This is a genomic window from Pedobacter gandavensis, assembly GCF_032678745.1.
In the GTDB taxonomy this organism is placed as follows: Bacteria; Bacteroidota; Bacteroidia; order Sphingobacteriales; family Sphingobacteriaceae; genus Pedobacter; species Pedobacter gandavensis_C.
Window position 1 is genome coordinate 209,611 of the sequence record NZ_JAVTST010000002.1, and the last position, 14,338, is coordinate 223,948.

Genomic DNA, 14,338 nt, shown 5'->3' on the forward strand with positions numbered 1-14,338 from the left:
GCTTAAGGGTTTTTCTATTATAATAAATAAGAAAATAAAAGAATCTGTTTTATTTAGTTGTTAACTTAATATCTTTAATGTGATAATAATAGCAATTATTTTATCGTTTAATAGCCTAAATACCTATAGATAAGATTGCTACTGCTAAAGATTCCTGCACATTGCCTGACATAAATCCTGTTTATAGATATGAAAAGAGCTACAGCTTCAGATAAAGAACAAATAATTAGAATTTTAAGCTATTCCTTCGGGGAAAATAAGAGTATCGGTAGCTTGGTTGGTAATCGTAAGGGGCGTAACAATCGGATTTATAAACTGATGAATTATGCTTTTGATGAATGTATGGATTTCGGGATAGTCTATATCTCAGAAGATTTGAAAGCATGTGCTCTTGTTCTCTTTCCTGAGAAAAAAAGGATGACCTATAAATCAATATTAAGAAATTTCAGATTGGTTGTATCAGTCATTGGACTGTTCAATGTCGCTAAAATTCTGAATAAAGAATCTATCGTTTCTAAAGTTCAGTATTCCGAAGGGTTAAAATATTACGTCTGGTTTATTGGAGTAGATGTAGCTTTTCAATCGCAAGGTATTGGTAAAAGTCTGCTCTCAGAATTAATAATCGATAGTGGAAAAATGAAACGCCAATTAATTTTGGAGACTTCAACTGAGAAAAATCTATCATTTTATACTGCAAATGGTTTGTCAATCTATAATGATGTGGATGTTGGGTACAGGTTATACTTTCTCAGGTATTAATTACAATTTAATCAAAATATCATCCTTATTAACGGCTCTCTATGACGGTTTTCGATTCCGAAATGCACGCATTGACTATTATTTTTCTGATCATTGAACTTATGATGTTTGGCGTACAACTTTGGTGTTATTATGTATGGCCAGACGACAAAGGCCGATTGTGGTATCTCATTTTACTTCTGTTACTAATCATTTACAATCTCACCGGTGGCTTATTTCCTGATGAAAACATCTCACTCATTCCCTTTCATATTCAAAATATAATAGCCTATGGATCAGGATTTCTAATGGCATCATACTTTCCTTACTATTTTTACAAGGCCTTTAATCTGGAAAGCCTGCGCTTTACCGCTATTTATGGTGTCCCGCTATTTGTCCTTTTACCTTTTGTAGTGTTTTTTGTTATTATATATTCGTACACAAAGGATCTTGACTTTTCAATTAATTATGGACTCATTATTCCATTTCTATACTCGTTGTTTATCTTATGGTCGATTCTCTGGGCAATTCGAAAATATATTAAACAAAATCAAGCTTCCTCATACCCATTAAAAAAAACCGAAATGGTTTTGGTTTATTTTGCCGTATTTCCATGGGTTTGTTTAGCTGTATTTGCATATTTTAACATCAGTCAGTGGATTGAAGTGTTGTTTACCAACCTTGGATTTGTAATCATAACGATTCTCTTTTTAATGAGGTCTGGAAAGGACGAAAGGAAACAAAAAGAACGTCTTATTGTTAGAGATGAACTATTAGAGAAGCAGAGAGAGGATTTTAAGCACAATTGCTATGATTATAAATTGACTAAAAGGGAATGTGAAATTGCGGAACTCCTATGTGTTGGAATGACCTACAGACAGATTGGGGAAATGCTCTACATCACAGAAAAAACTGTAGACTCACATGTTCAGAAAATATTTTCTAAAACTGGAGTAAATAAAAAAATAGATTTACAAGGGACACTAGGCTTTGTTACCCGAGTTAATTGATGATTTTTAATGATTTTACTTCTTGAGTGGTAAATACACTAGGACTTATTTTTTTAGTCTATACTCTAGTGAATTAACTCGTTCCTGGATTTCTGTGTATTTTTCCATTAAATCTTTGTGTTTTTCCAAGAGTGTCATGTATTTCGTCTGTAGGGCATCGTAGTCTTTGTATTGATCTGCACCCTTACTAACTACCTTTGGAAATATATCATCCATCTCAGGATACTCCATAGAAAAATCATAGTTTATTGCTCTGCCATATTTTGCAAGAATGTTAAAATCTAAATATTCTTGCTTGATGTGAGAATAGAATGTATTTTCCTTGTATCCTGCATTCAATGCCGCATCTTTATTTGAAAATCTGCTCATTACTACCGCAGCATACAAACTTTTTCCTCTTCCTTTTAAATCTTTGGGTTTCCTCAATTTGTAAATATTTTAGCGTATCTAAAAGTAAAACCTATACTCTTTATTTTTTATTGATTAATTATTTGATTTTAATTGATTATTGTTTATATTCATTTATTATTTGTCAATTTTTACATTGATTATAATTTAAAAGACTATGCAACCTTAAAATAAACTAATAGTAATTAAGAATAAATAATATTTTTGCAGTTCTTCATGTAAAAATTAGAACTGCTTATCGAGCCTCGTTCATAAATCTGACAGTTTAGAACCCAACGAGTGTAAGTGTAGCAGCCAAACCCTATATTGTACTATAGGGCTGGTGCTCGCTTATGTCTTTTGTTGGGTGCTTAACCGAAAGGTTAGGATGGCTTTGTCAGAGCCAATGAACAATAGACTAAGTGGGTAATCAGCCCTATTGTGATTATTGGTAATCTACTAGTCAAGGCTCATTATAACAGTGCTAATAATGAGTATATGGAAAATAAACTTCACTACACCCATCTTTCAGACAATGAAAGAGAAAATCCAATAGCATTTATTGTTGATTTTTGCACCTATGAATGTGATTTAAATGAATTCCGACAGCAGATCTTAGATCTTATAAAATCGGCTTGTTCAAATCAGAAATGCGGCAATAGCGACAATTATTTTTTTAACTATAGACAGTTATTGAAATTTTTGGAAATATCCCACATCCTTTTATCTCAGGATGAAACATTCTCTATGTATCAGAGTGAGTCATTACGCAATTTAGATCAAATTGCCTTTAAAAAGTCCTTCAATAATATTAGATCTTCTTGTCTCAGACTCTTATCGACTAAGGAACTGTCAAATACAAATGTATTCTTCGAGGATTTCTTTAATCACAAAAATCTCAATGAATGGAGACTTACTTTTAGTCAGTTAGTTGAATACGCCTATAGGGAAACCACCATTGATGAAGTCATGGAGGAAGGTAGTGAGATGGTAATTATTCAGGAATATACTGAAAAATTAATTGAGACAGTTTATTTAATTTACTACGTAAATCAAACAATTGATGTAATTGACTCAATAAAAGCTGTCGACACATTTGAAACATCTATTAATCACTTAAAATATTAATATCGTATGAAAAAGTATAAAATTGATCAATATCTGTATTCTTTGAATGTAACAGATTATAAAAAAGCTAGTAAATTGATTCCAGAAATTTTAGGAATCGCTTATAATACATTTCATAATTATAGACGAATTGAGGTTGGTGAATCAAAAGACATTCCTTACGAAAAAGTTATTAGACTAGAGAAACTTTTTGGTTTTGAGCTTGGGGAACTCACCAATCAAGATGTGGAAGGTAAAACACTCAAGGAGCTTTTCAATGACCATCCAGATCTAATAATGGAGTAACTCAAATGCTTGAGGAGCTATAGAAGTACCCGCAAAATTTTAGAATGTGATTAACACGCTTCAGATTAAGTTCTGAGCGTGTTTTTTTGTTTTTTGCTGATGAGTTTGTTTTTTGACATATAGGGGTTTATCCCTATATCTGAAAATCAGGGTATACCCTGATGTTTTTTTATTGATCCGTTTGCACTTTGGCCTTTGATCAAAATCAAGTAGCCTATGGTAAACATCTACTAATTCCTACGCCTTGTGAATTAATTATTGCCAGTCAACAGGCAAGGGTAGGTTTACTTTAACAATCATCTATATGCGTAAAAACACCTCTAAGCAAGATTTTAGAAATCTATGTACCAAACTTTCCGAAATTTTGAGCAAACAAGAACTTACTCCTCTTGAAAAGTTCAACCAGTCCCTTCATCTTGTTGATAATTTCTTGGATGAAGTCAGAACAACTGTCACTGCTATGGACTTTAAAGACAAATTTGAGGAGATCTATTTCTTTAAATTTGAAAAACCCGAATACTATGCTCAGAAAATCTTTCATGGAGCCATTTTTACTTTAATAAACCAGAAGCCTGTAGGAACTGATGAAATGGTTAGAACATATTTTTTAGAGGAACTAGCCTTTATCTCGCGTTTTTTTAAGCAACACGCTTTCTATTATGAATATTATCGTTCAGGATTTACTGAATTGGATGACTCTTTATTTCTAAGACAGGCCTTTGTTCCCTCAAAACTACTTACAGAAGTACCTGAGCTTAATCTTGCTTTCTGCACAGGAGGTGATTACCTTTTCGCCAAATTTATTGCCTATGAATTGTTGCAGGAATTTATTTTGAATCAGCTTAAAAAACTGGATGAAAAAATCCAGACAATTATACCCACAACCGGAAATACAGTTAAACGATTTGACTGGACTGGTGAAGTTGTAAACTTGGTCGAATTAGGGTATGCGCTTTATCTTTCGAAACAACTCAATAATAATAAAGCCTCACTAGCGGATATATTTCGTTGGCTTGAGGAGAGCTTTGGCGTAACGATTGGCATCCCTGCTAATCGCTTTAGGGAAATCAAACGCAGAAAAAGAATTTCCCGTACTCATTTTATTGATCAGATCCGGGTAGCCCTGCTGGATTATATGGATGATGATGATTGATAAATCTATGCTACTACATCATTAAATCTATAATTAAAGCCATAACATATTTATTGATCACTACTAGAGATTAACTCAGTTCCAACTTTTCAAATTTTGTTTCTGTAATTCCGAGGCAATGTTGCAGCGGATAAAATCAAAAAAATTATGATGTTAGAAGCATTCACATGGCAGCACTTCTTAGTTGCTGCACTGATCTTGAGTGTAGTCTGGTACTTAGGTGTCGGATTTTTATACTACAAAACTGAGATCTCCAATTTTTTTTCACCTGGCAGAAACGTTCAAAATCCAGAACCACTACTTCATAGCTGGCAAGACGAGGTTGATGACACGGATGCAGACCTCGTTGGAAAACAGGTGGAGGAACATGGTGTAAGCGTGATTGAAGCAGATGAGTTCAACTTTTTACCTGTATTGGAATCCACTACGAAGTTGGACTCATTAGGAGAACTTGCAGATGTACAGGAGGAGATTAAGAGCATTTGCAGGATTTTGGAAAAGGAAGACGGCACTAAGGAAGATTTCTTTTCATTATTCAGCTTGATCAAAAATAAATATCCAAAAATTAGTTCATCTGATTTATTACCACAGCTTGATGAATTTATACTGGAGCATTTGCCTTTTCACCTGGAAGAAGAAGAACTAGAACGCCTTTGGATTTAGGAGAGATATTTTTTTGAAGTGTATGACTCGATTGCTGTTTCTTTTCAGATAACGATGGTGGCAAAAGAAAGCTACTAATTAAGGAACTAAAATTAACGAATACATGAAGGAAAATTTTGAAAGTCAAAAAAAACAAATGATTACCAAATGCTGGTTACTGTCCATCATCCTTTGCAGCTACAGTATGCTTTGTAGTATCAAGCTTTTCGCTCAGGATGGTGAAGCAGGAATAAGAGAAGCAACAAACAAAGTAACAGGTTACTTCGATACCGGTTGTGATTTAATGTATGCCATAGGTGCAGTAGTAGGCTTGATCGGCGCTGTGAAAGTATTTAACAAATGGAATGCTGGAGAACCTGACACCAACAAGGTGGCAGCAGCATGGTTTGGCTCTTGTATTTTTTTAGTTGTAGTGGCAACTGTACTTAAATCATTCTTTGGTATTTAACAAATAATTCATGGTGAGCGGAACGCACCGCCTGTATAAGAATGGCATCGCTGTTCTGCTCGCCATTAAATAAAAACAACTTTTATGAGTTCAATATATCAAATCAATAAAGGCATTAATAAGCCAATAGAGTTTCGGGGTCTGTATGGCCAGTACATAGCTTACCTTGCTTCCGGCCTGGTGATTCTGCTCCTCTCGTTTTCAATGTTATACATCATCGGTGTGCCTTTGATCGTTTTGCTGCCGGTAGTTGTTGGATTGGGAACTGGATTGTTCTTTTCGGTCACGATGCTTTCAAAGCGCTTTGGTGTACATGGATTGAGCAAGTACATTACCAAACGTGGCTTACCGAGGTATATCAAGTTTAAATCAAGGCGTGCATTTACTGGCTTGAGATCGGGGAGGAAATTAGTATGATCGAAATTGAAAAAATACTGCCAATCTGGAAAGTTGAATCAGGTGCAATGATCTCTATGTTCGGTGATGTGACAATCGCGTATGAAGTGACTTTACCCGTGATCGGCACTCAGTCCATTCAGGATTTTGAAGCACTTCACCAAAGGTTTGTTAAAGCTTTAAGGGTATTAAGAAATGGAACGGTTTTTCACAAAGCTGATTGGTTCATGAAATCTAAAGTAGAAGCATTTGAAAATACTGAAAACTTGCTTACTCAGGCAGCTGGACAGTTCTTCAAAGGACGACCTTACTTAGATCATCAATGTTTTATCTTTTTAACTCAAAAACCTCTGGGAAGAAAGCTAGCGTCCTCAGCGTATTCCAATATACTTCGGAAATCTATTACACCAGTAATGTCTCATGATGAAAAAGTACTGGCTAATTTCTTATCATCTTGTGGGCAGTTTGAGCGGATACTTTCGGATGGTTCTGCCATTCATCTCCGTAGATTAAATGATGATGAATTGGCTGGGACAGCCAACAAACCTGGTATTATTGAAAAATACTGCTTTCTCCTGGGTCGGAACCAGCAGTCTGTGATCAGAGACATCCATATTAAAGATGAAATTCGCATTGGCGACAAGCATTGTCAATTATATACATTGTCCGATCCTGTAGACCTACCAGCTACATGCGCATCTAGAATTAATTATGATAAGTACTCAACAGATAAGACAAAATACAGTATTGGTTTTGCTACCCCACTAGGTCAATTATTGGACTGTAACCATATTTACAACCAATTTGTATTTATTGGTGATGCCAAAAAAACCATTAAAAAGCTAGAAACAAAGAGATTGCGATTACAGTCTTTATCTGCTTACTCTCGGGAAAATGCGATTAGCAGGGATGCCTGCAATGATTTTTTAAATGAGGCTATTGCTACTCAAAAACTTCCAGTCAAAGCCCATTTCAATGTCCTAGCATGGGCTGATCAGATTTCGGAATTGGGAGAATTAAAGAATAAGATCGGTTCTGCAATGTCAGTTATGGATTCAGTTTGTAAAGAAGAGACTGATGGAGCCCCCCAGATCTGGTATGCCGGAATGCCTGGCAATGAAGCTGATTTTCCAATGAACGATACGTTCGACACTTTTGCAGAACAGGCAACCTGTTTTATGAATATGGAAGGCAGTAACAGATCTGATCAGTCAGGCCTGCGCTTAGGTGATCGGCTTTGTGGTCAACCACTCTTTGTTGATTTATTCAATGCTCCAATGAAATCTGGATTGATAACGAATAGAAATCTGTTCTGTTGTGGCAGTAGTGGTGCTGGGAAGAGTCTAGCAATGTGCCACCTCCTACGTAGTTTGTATGATGATGGCGCTCATTGTGTAACCATTGATATTGGAGGTAGTTATAAAGGTTTGTGTGATGCTGTTAAAGGGTATTATTTCACCTACACTGAGGATAATCCAATTCGTTTTAACCCTTTTTATATCGGGAAAGATGATAAGCTGGATGTAGAAAAAAAAGAAAGCCTAAAAACTTTGCTCATTGCCCTCTGGAAGAAAGATAGTGAGGATTATAATCGAAGTGAATATGTAGCAATTTCGGGTGCTATTACCTTGTATTATGAACATCTGAGTGCAAATACCGAAGTCTTCCCTTGTTTTAACTCCTTTTATGATTTCCTTATGGAAAAATACCTGGTCGTTCTAAAGAATGGGGATGTAAAGGAAAAAGATTTCGATATATCTAATTTCCTTTATGTGTTAAACCCTTATTACAAAGGAGGAGAATTTGATTATCTGCTTAATGCTACTGAAAACCTAGATCTGTTGAATGAACGCTTCATTGTATTTGAATTGGATAATATCAAATCTCATGAAATCCTTTTTCCAGTGGTAACAATTATCATCATGGAGATGTTCATTTCCAAAATGCGTAAGCTAAAGGGGAAACGTAAAATATTGGCTATTGATGAGGCCTGGATTGCTATTGCTAAGTCTGGTATGGCAAATTTCATTAAATACTTGTACAAGACGGTTCGAAAGTTCAACGGGATTGCTGCTCTGATCACTCAGGAAGTAGACGACCTGATCAGCTCGCCGATCATTAAGGAAACGGTAATCAATCTTTCAGATACAAAACTCTTATTAGACATGCGGAAGTTCATGAACAAATTTGAGAAGTTACAAGACGCATTAGGCTTGTCAGATAAAGCCAAAACCTTGCTCTTGTCATTGAATTTGGCTAATGAACCAGGAAATCCCTATAGGGAAATCTTTATAGATCAGGGCGGTCAGCAGATGAACGTTTACCGAAATGAACTTTGTCTTGAAGAATATTTGGTTTATACGACTGAGGAGAGTGAAAAGATGAAGGTGGAAGAGTACGCTGCCAAATACGGCGACATCCATAAAGGGGTCGCCGCACTAGCAGCTGATATCCGTAACGGAATTACTAGTTTATAAACCATTTAATTATCGATGTTATGAAAAGCCTTAAAATTCAACTCTTGGTTACCACGTTAATTACCTTATCATTTTTTGCTTGCAATAGCTCTATCCAAAACAATATCCCTGGAACCTATATCAATCGAGCTTCGAGTGAGTTTAGTATTGCCTTTGACACTTTAATCGTAGAACACAATAAAGGCAATGATTATTTGATTCATCGTAAAACCGGAGTTCAGATCATAGACAACACGGGTAAAGCAGGTAAAATGCTTTATGAAACAGAAGAATTGATGGGATCTTATAATGAGGATTCAAAGATCCTTATTGAAACTAGAAAAGGCAGAGAGATTTCATTTGACATCAAAAAAGGCTTATTGATGCTTGAGAAAGGCGTTTTTAAGCGTATCAATTAACAGAATTTATCATGAAAAATATTATTAAACGTATGAGAACCTATATGGTTGTCCTGCCGCTTAGTGCCATAACTTTGCTGGTTGCTTTGCCCAAAGGGGCAAATGCGCAGCTGGCAATTGGAGAGGTGTTAAAGGCAGGTGTGAAAAAAGTAATCAAGGCTGTTGATCTCAAAGTTCAGCGCCTTCAAAATGAAACAATTTGGCTTCAAAATGCACAAAAGGTCATTGAAAATCAACTATCAAAGTTCAAACTCACGGAAATTTCTGACTGGACAGAACGACAGAAGCTATTATATGCGGATTACTATAAAAAGTTGTGGGAAGTCAAATCCTTGATTTCTACCTATAAACGGATCAAAGATCTGGCGGAAACACAAGCTGCCATTGTCCAGGAGTATAAATGGGCAATCAGTCTGTTCCATAAGGATAAGCATTTTACAAGAGATGAACTACTGTATATGGAAGAAGTATATAGGGGAATACTGGATGCCAGTATTAGGAATTTAGATCAGGTATTTGTAGTCGTTAATTCTTTCAAAACACAAATGTCCGATGCTAAAAGACTGGAATTGATTGTTGCTTCCTCTGATCAAATGAATCAAAATTATTCCGATCTAAAACAGTTCAATCAACAGAACATTACGCTGTCTATACAACGTGCTAAATCAAATTTAGAAGTGAAAACCTTAAAGCAGATGTATGAATTGGATTAAGAAAATGAAATTCCTTCTGGTTTTTATATGCCTCATGAATGCAATATCTCCATGTCATGCCCAAACTTGGGCAGAATTTTTTAAGCAAAAAAAAACGCAGAAGAAGTACTTGCTACAGCAGATCGTAGCGCTTGAGGTTTATGTCGGATACCTTAATAAAGGCTACAAAATTGTAGACGGTGGTTTAACAACTATTAAGGATATCTCAAATGGTGAGTTTAAACTGCATGATTCTTTTATCAATTCGTTAAAACAAGTTAGTCCTGTAATACGCAAAGATGCTCGAATAGCGGAAATCATTTCTTTACAGATAGGAATACTAAAATCATTTACTGGAATCAAAAGTAGTTCTTTTCTGTCTGCCGATAATATCGCTTATATCTCACTGGTCGCCGATGGAATTGCGACTGAATGTTATGCTGATTTGGAAGAATTACTCTTGGTCATTACTACTGGAAAACTAGAAATGAAAGAAGATGAACGCCTGAAAAGACTAGACAAAATTTATAAAAGCATGCTGGACAAGTCGGGGTTTACACAGGATTTCTGTAATCATACTGCTCAATTAATTAGGCAAAAGCAGTTAGAACAGATGGAGATTGGCAATCTGATAAAAATGTTTCACATAAACGAATAGACTATGAAAAGGATTTTTTTATTTCTATTGTTCCTGTTTTCTATAAACCAATCATTTGGACAGTCGCAGGAAGCACAACAATTGTTATTAAATGTAGAGAAGTTAAGTCAACTTAAAGGCATCCTATCCAGTATGAAAAAGGGATATGTAGTTGTCTCCAAGGGGTACAATTCGGTAAAAAACATAGCCCAGGGCAATTTTTCTCTACATGAAGTTTTTCTTGATGCCATGATGTTGGTCAGCCCAGAGGTGAAAAAGTACAGACGAATTGGAGATATTATAACTGCACAGTCTGACATTGTTTCGGAATACAAATCTGCATTTAAGTGGTTCAATTCTGGAGGCAATTTTACACTTTCTGAACTGGATTATTTGAGCAAGGTGTACAGTCAACTTTTTAATCAAAGTCTTGATAATTTAGACCAGCTAACAATGGTGATTACTGCTAATAAGCTTAGAATGACTGATGATGAACGTTTGCAGGCTATTGATCGGATTTTTGCTGACAGTCAAGACAAACTGATGTTCTTGAGGAGTTTCAATCTCAAAACCAATATGCTGAACATCCAAAGGCAAAAAGAAAAAGTAGATGTAGCAGGAACAAAACAGCTCTATAACCTTAACTAATTATGAAATGTAAATTGAATTTAATGACCGTATTTTTTACGGCATCAGCTATGCTATTGTCGCTTTTACCTGAAATTTGTTTCGCGCAAAGTGGTTCAGGACTAGCTGGCTCCATAAGTGGCATGCAGCCTGTATTGGATAATGTATATGACGATATGCTACCCCTTTGCAGTAAGCTTATTGGTGTTGCACGTGGTCTGGCGGGGTTTGGTGCCCTATGGTATATCTCTTCAAGGGTATGGCGACAGATTGCTGCTGCGGAGGCAGTGGACTTTTATCCCTTATTACGCCCTTTCGCCTTAGGTATGGCCATTATCATGTTTCCATTGGTGATTTCTGTAATGAATGGCATCTTACAACCAGTCGTTACAGCTACCGGTAGCATGGTAAAAGATTCTGACAAGGCAATTGCAGCCTTATTAAAACAAAAAGAAGCGGCTGTAAAAAAGAGTAAACAATGGCAGATGTACGTGGGAGACAGTGGAAATGGCGACAGTGACAAGTGGTATAAATTTACACATCCAAAAGATCCTGAACGCACAAAAGAAGGCGTTTTTGAAGGGTTGGGTAACGATGTGAAGTTCTGGATGGATAAGAATTATTACAATTTCAAGAACTCTATTAAGCAATGGATGTCCGAAATTTTACAGGTTTTATTTGCCGCAGCTGCTCTTTGCATCAATACCATTCGAACTTTTTACCTGATTGTACTTGCTATCCTTGGCCCGCTCGTTTTCGGATTTTCGGTCTTCGATGGGTTTCAACATACTTTGACTGCTTGGATGGCTAGATATGTCAATATTTTCATGTGGCTACCCGTGGCCAATATTTTCGGAAGTATTCTGGGAAAGATACAGGAAAATATGCTGAAGATTGATATTTCCCAGATTGGTGCTGATGGGGATACATTTTTCAGCACTCAAGATACCGCTTATTTAGTTTTTCTCGTCATTGGTATTGTAGGCTACTTTACCGTACCGAATGTTGCCAATTACATCATTCAGGCAGGTGGTAGTAATGCCATGTTAAGCAAAGTCAACTCACTAGTTACCGGTGGAAGTAGCACCGCAATGGGAGTTGTACAAGGCGGAGCAGGAATGATTGGAAGCAATATGGCTTCCAAAAAAGGCTAGAGAACCCTGAAGCAAGTGGGAATCATTATTTCAAAGACAAATTATCCAGTAACCATTAAAATTATGTTTAAACAACTCAAGAACATAGATAGTGCTTTTCAGCACATCAAAAAATTTAGCCTCTTTTTTCTATTGGCAAATGTAGTAACGGTTTGTTTTGGCATCTATAAGTTTTGTGAAGTCATTCGGCAAGAAAGACAAACGGTGCATATCTTGTATAATGGCAAGGTGCTTGAAGCTTTTGCTTCAGATAAAAAGAGTAACCTTGAAGTTGTGCTAAAGGATCATATTAGGACTTTTCATCAATATTTTTTCAACCTTAGTCCTGATGATAAGGCGATAAAAGCCAGTATTTCAAAAGCATTGTATCTGGCCGATCAAAGTGCAAAAAAAGCATTTGATAACCTTAAAGAACAAGGTTATTACAATAACCTCATCTCCGCAAATGTTTCGCAGGAAATTACCATAGATAGCACCAAGTTAAACATTAACCAATATCCCTACACCTTCACCTGTTATGCTACCCAAAAACTAGTTCGTGCAAGTAGTACGGTGCTTCGTAAGCTGGTCACGCAAGGTACAGTAAGAGACTTAAATGTTCAGACGGATAATAATCCACATGGTTTTTTAATACAAAGCTGGGAAACGGTATTGAATACAGACGTAAATCCGAATGCGCATGAACCTATTTAAGAAAAACAAGAATAAGACTTTAACACAGTGGCAACAGAAAAAAGCAGAAAACATAGCCGGCTACATTCTAAAGGCACAGCGAAAGACAGCTGATTACTTGAATTGCAAAACAGCAGGTATTTCGGGTAAAAGCTGGGTGTTCATACTGATCTGTTTCTTCGCAACATTTGGATGCTACTGTCTGCTACTAATGGTGCAGGGATTTAACTAACCATCAAAACATTATTAAACAAAAAATTTTACGATGAAAAAACAACGTGTAGACAAACGCAGAGTATTATTATTTCTGCCTTTAGTGATCTTCCTGGTTTCAGCAGCAATTTTTTATGCTATGGGCTGGGGAAATACAGACAAAACGTCCTTAGATGTTCCGGCAAAAGGCATCAATCCGAATTTACCAGATGCGCAGTTTAAAACAGAGCCACCAACCGATAAAATGGACATTTACAAGCTGACTGAAAATGATTCATCCACATCAAATGGAATTGAAGCAGTGGTCGGACGTTTAGGATTTGTTCCATCTGAAGATCCTCAGACCAAGCAGATCAACGACCGACTCGCAGCGATTAACAGGGAGATAAATAACCCAATAGTACCTTCAAAAAGCTATGAAGAAGTCAACAAAAGAGCAGTCTCCAGCTCGAGTGATGGTCTTTTATCAAAAGACGTAGCTAAACTCGAAAGCCTAATGAAAAACATGCAATCCTCTAGTGGTGATGATCCAGAAATGGCACAACTCAATTCACTAATGGACAAGATTATGGCTATTCAAAATCCAGAACTGGTAAGACAACAGTCCCATAAAAGTAATCCTGCTGGTGCAGATAGCTTATTTAAGGCCATTCCTGCCATAATCGCGACCAATCAAAAGGCAATCCAAGGGTCAGTGATAGAACTCAGATTACTGGATAGCATCTTGTTAAATGGTCAGATGATCCCCAAAGGGCATTCTGTCTTTGGTCTTGCAGAATTTAGCAACCAACGACTAAACCTTCAAATCAAAAATATCAGGTTAGGTACTTCGGTCATTCCAGTAAACCTCACCGTCTTTGATAAACGTGATGCCATGCTGGGTATCAATGCACCAGAAGCTTTATTGACTGATGCTATAAACGGGGGCAGCAGTGATGCAATCAGCAGTATCGGATTAATGGGCATTGATCAAAGTTTAACGACTCAAATTGCAGGAACGGGTTTAGATGCAGCTAAATCTTTATTTTCCAAAAGGATTAAGCGAGTTAAACAGAAATTGAAAGCAGGTTATCCTTTGCTCTTGAAGGACAATACTAAAAGATTAAAGTAATATGGGAAGGCAAGTTAATAGAGCAATTGTGCTTTGGGAAAACTGGCAGGACAAAATGATCATGCTCGAAGATGTTTTCGGAAAAGGTATTGAGAAAGACACTGCCAGGCAGAAGTATGATTAGCGACTTGATTTAGGTGTTTAAAGTA

At 36.5% G+C, this 14,338-nt stretch carries 18 protein-coding genes; 17 read left to right on the forward strand and 1 reads right to left on the reverse strand.

The genetic code is table 11. The annotated features are described in order from the left end of the window. The first annotated feature begins 189 nt into the window (after positions 1-189). Positions 190-759 (forward strand): GNAT family N-acetyltransferase, encoded by a 570-nt coding sequence (locus R2S10_RS08560; RefSeq protein ID WP_316840035.1) that lies wholly within the window; start codon positions 190-192, stop codon positions 757-759. Positions 760-800: 41 nt separating this feature from the next. After that, on the forward strand, positions 801-1,748 hold the full coding sequence (locus tag R2S10_RS08565) for a helix-turn-helix transcriptional regulator (protein ID WP_316840036.1): 948 nt from the start codon (positions 801-803) through the stop codon (positions 1,746-1,748). Positions 1,749-1,793: 45 nt separating this feature from the next. Here R2S10_RS08565 and R2S10_RS08570 read toward each other — a convergent pair whose 3' ends face one another. After that, a complete protein-coding gene (locus R2S10_RS08570) occupies positions 1,794-2,174 on the reverse strand; it encodes a hypothetical protein (RefSeq protein ID WP_316840037.1) in 381 nt (126 codons plus the stop codon). Between the two features lie 459 nt (positions 2,175-2,633). Here R2S10_RS08570 and R2S10_RS08575 point away from each other — a divergent pair, with 459 nt between their 5' ends. From R2S10_RS08575 to R2S10_RS08645, 15 genes are all read left to right on the forward strand, one after another. Beyond that, a complete protein-coding gene (locus tag R2S10_RS08575; protein ID WP_316840038.1) occupies positions 2,634-3,263 on the forward strand; it encodes a hypothetical protein in 630 nt (209 codons plus the stop codon). A gap of 6 nt (positions 3,264-3,269) precedes the next feature. Then, entirely contained in the window at positions 3,270-3,548 is a 279-nt protein-coding gene (locus tag R2S10_RS08580; protein ID WP_316840039.1) for a hypothetical protein, read from the forward strand. Between the two features lie 304 nt (positions 3,549-3,852). Continuing rightward, a complete protein-coding gene (locus R2S10_RS08585; RefSeq protein WP_316840040.1) occupies positions 3,853-4,701 on the forward strand; it encodes an RteC domain-containing protein in 849 nt (282 codons plus the stop codon). A gap of 147 nt (positions 4,702-4,848) precedes the next feature. Continuing rightward, positions 4,849-5,364 (forward strand): hypothetical protein, encoded by a 516-nt coding sequence (locus tag R2S10_RS08590; protein ID WP_316840041.1) that lies wholly within the window; start codon positions 4,849-4,851, stop codon positions 5,362-5,364. A gap of 103 nt (positions 5,365-5,467) precedes the next feature. After that, on the forward strand, positions 5,468-5,812 hold the full coding sequence (locus tag R2S10_RS08595) for a DUF4134 domain-containing protein (protein WP_316840042.1): 345 nt from the start codon (positions 5,468-5,470) through the stop codon (positions 5,810-5,812). A gap of 84 nt (positions 5,813-5,896) precedes the next feature. Further along, positions 5,897-6,229 (forward strand): DUF4133 domain-containing protein, encoded by a 333-nt coding sequence (locus R2S10_RS08600; RefSeq protein WP_316840043.1) that lies wholly within the window; start codon positions 5,897-5,899, stop codon positions 6,227-6,229. Beyond that, positions 6,226-8,685: a TraG family conjugative transposon ATPase gene (locus R2S10_RS08605; protein ID WP_316840044.1), complete on the forward strand. Its 2,460-nt coding sequence runs from the start codon at positions 6,226-6,228 to the stop codon at positions 8,683-8,685. The genes R2S10_RS08600 and R2S10_RS08605 overlap by 4 nt, the downstream gene beginning before the upstream one ends. Positions 8,686-8,705: 20 nt before the next feature. Further along, the gene (locus R2S10_RS08610; protein ID WP_316840045.1) at positions 8,706-9,083 is read left to right on the forward strand and encodes a hypothetical protein; all 378 of its coding nucleotides are present in this window, start codon (positions 8,706-8,708) and stop codon (positions 9,081-9,083) included. A gap of 11 nt (positions 9,084-9,094) precedes the next feature. After that, on the forward strand, positions 9,095-9,796 hold the full coding sequence (locus R2S10_RS08615) for a conjugal transfer protein TraI (RefSeq protein WP_316840046.1): 702 nt from the start codon (positions 9,095-9,097) through the stop codon (positions 9,794-9,796). After that, positions 9,783-10,433: a hypothetical protein gene (locus tag R2S10_RS08620; RefSeq protein WP_316840047.1), complete on the forward strand. Its 651-nt coding sequence runs from the start codon at positions 9,783-9,785 to the stop codon at positions 10,431-10,433. Before R2S10_RS08615 ends, R2S10_RS08620 begins: the two co-directional genes overlap by 14 nt. A gap of 3 nt (positions 10,434-10,436) precedes the next feature. After that, entirely contained in the window at positions 10,437-11,060 is a 624-nt protein-coding gene (locus R2S10_RS08625; RefSeq protein ID WP_316840048.1) for a TerB family tellurite resistance protein, read from the forward strand. Between the two features lie 23 nt (positions 11,061-11,083). Beyond that, entirely contained in the window at positions 11,084-12,193 is a 1,110-nt protein-coding gene (gene traJ / locus R2S10_RS08630) for a conjugative transposon protein TraJ (RefSeq protein ID WP_410478961.1), read from the forward strand. Positions 12,194-12,256: 63 nt separating this feature from the next. Beyond that, positions 12,257-12,886: a conjugative transposon protein TraK gene (traK, locus tag R2S10_RS08635; protein ID WP_316840049.1), complete on the forward strand. Its 630-nt coding sequence runs from the start codon at positions 12,257-12,259 to the stop codon at positions 12,884-12,886. Positions 12,887-13,130: 244 nt separating this feature from the next. Then, complete coding sequence (gene traM / locus R2S10_RS08640; RefSeq protein WP_316840050.1) at positions 13,131-14,189, forward strand: conjugative transposon protein TraM; 1,059 nt, start codon at positions 13,131-13,133, stop codon at positions 14,187-14,189. 1 nt (position 14,190) lies between these two features. Next, the gene (locus R2S10_RS08645; protein ID WP_316840051.1) at positions 14,191-14,313 is read left to right on the forward strand and encodes a hypothetical protein; all 123 of its coding nucleotides are present in this window, start codon (positions 14,191-14,193) and stop codon (positions 14,311-14,313) included. The last annotated feature ends 25 nt before the right edge of the window (positions 14,314-14,338 follow it).

Coding starts and splice junctions, on each gene's coding strand:
- R2S10_RS08560 (WP_316840035.1), top strand. CDS start 190: ATGAAAAGAGCTACAGCTTCAGATAAAGAACAAATAATTAGAATTTTA.
- R2S10_RS08565 (WP_316840036.1), top strand. CDS start 801: ATGACGGTTTTCGATTCCGAAATGCACGCATTGACTATTATTTTTCTG.
- R2S10_RS08575 (WP_316840038.1), top strand. CDS start 2,634: ATGGAAAATAAACTTCACTACACCCATCTTTCAGACAATGAAAGAGAA.
- R2S10_RS08580 (WP_316840039.1), top strand. CDS start 3,270: ATGAAAAAGTATAAAATTGATCAATATCTGTATTCTTTGAATGTAACA.
- R2S10_RS08585 (WP_316840040.1), top strand. CDS start 3,853: ATGCGTAAAAACACCTCTAAGCAAGATTTTAGAAATCTATGTACCAAA.
- R2S10_RS08590 (WP_316840041.1), top strand. CDS start 4,849: ATGATGTTAGAAGCATTCACATGGCAGCACTTCTTAGTTGCTGCACTG.
- R2S10_RS08595 (WP_316840042.1), top strand. CDS start 5,468: ATGAAGGAAAATTTTGAAAGTCAAAAAAAACAAATGATTACCAAATGC.
- R2S10_RS08600 (WP_316840043.1), top strand. CDS start 5,897: ATGAGTTCAATATATCAAATCAATAAAGGCATTAATAAGCCAATAGAG.
- R2S10_RS08605 (WP_316840044.1), top strand. CDS start 6,226: ATGATCGAAATTGAAAAAATACTGCCAATCTGGAAAGTTGAATCAGGT.
- R2S10_RS08610 (WP_316840045.1), top strand. CDS start 8,706: ATGAAAAGCCTTAAAATTCAACTCTTGGTTACCACGTTAATTACCTTA.
- R2S10_RS08615 (WP_316840046.1), top strand. CDS start 9,095: ATGAAAAATATTATTAAACGTATGAGAACCTATATGGTTGTCCTGCCG.
- R2S10_RS08620 (WP_316840047.1), top strand. CDS start 9,783: ATGAATTGGATTAAGAAAATGAAATTCCTTCTGGTTTTTATATGCCTC.
- R2S10_RS08625 (WP_316840048.1), top strand. CDS start 10,437: ATGAAAAGGATTTTTTTATTTCTATTGTTCCTGTTTTCTATAAACCAA.
- traJ (WP_410478961.1), top strand. CDS start 11,084: ATGACCGTATTTTTTACGGCATCAGCTATGCTATTGTCGCTTTTACCT.
- traK (WP_316840049.1), top strand. CDS start 12,257: ATGTTTAAACAACTCAAGAACATAGATAGTGCTTTTCAGCACATCAAA.
- traM (WP_316840050.1), top strand. CDS start 13,131: ATGAAAAAACAACGTGTAGACAAACGCAGAGTATTATTATTTCTGCCT.
- R2S10_RS08645 (WP_316840051.1), top strand. CDS start 14,191: ATGGGAAGGCAAGTTAATAGAGCAATTGTGCTTTGGGAAAACTGGCAG.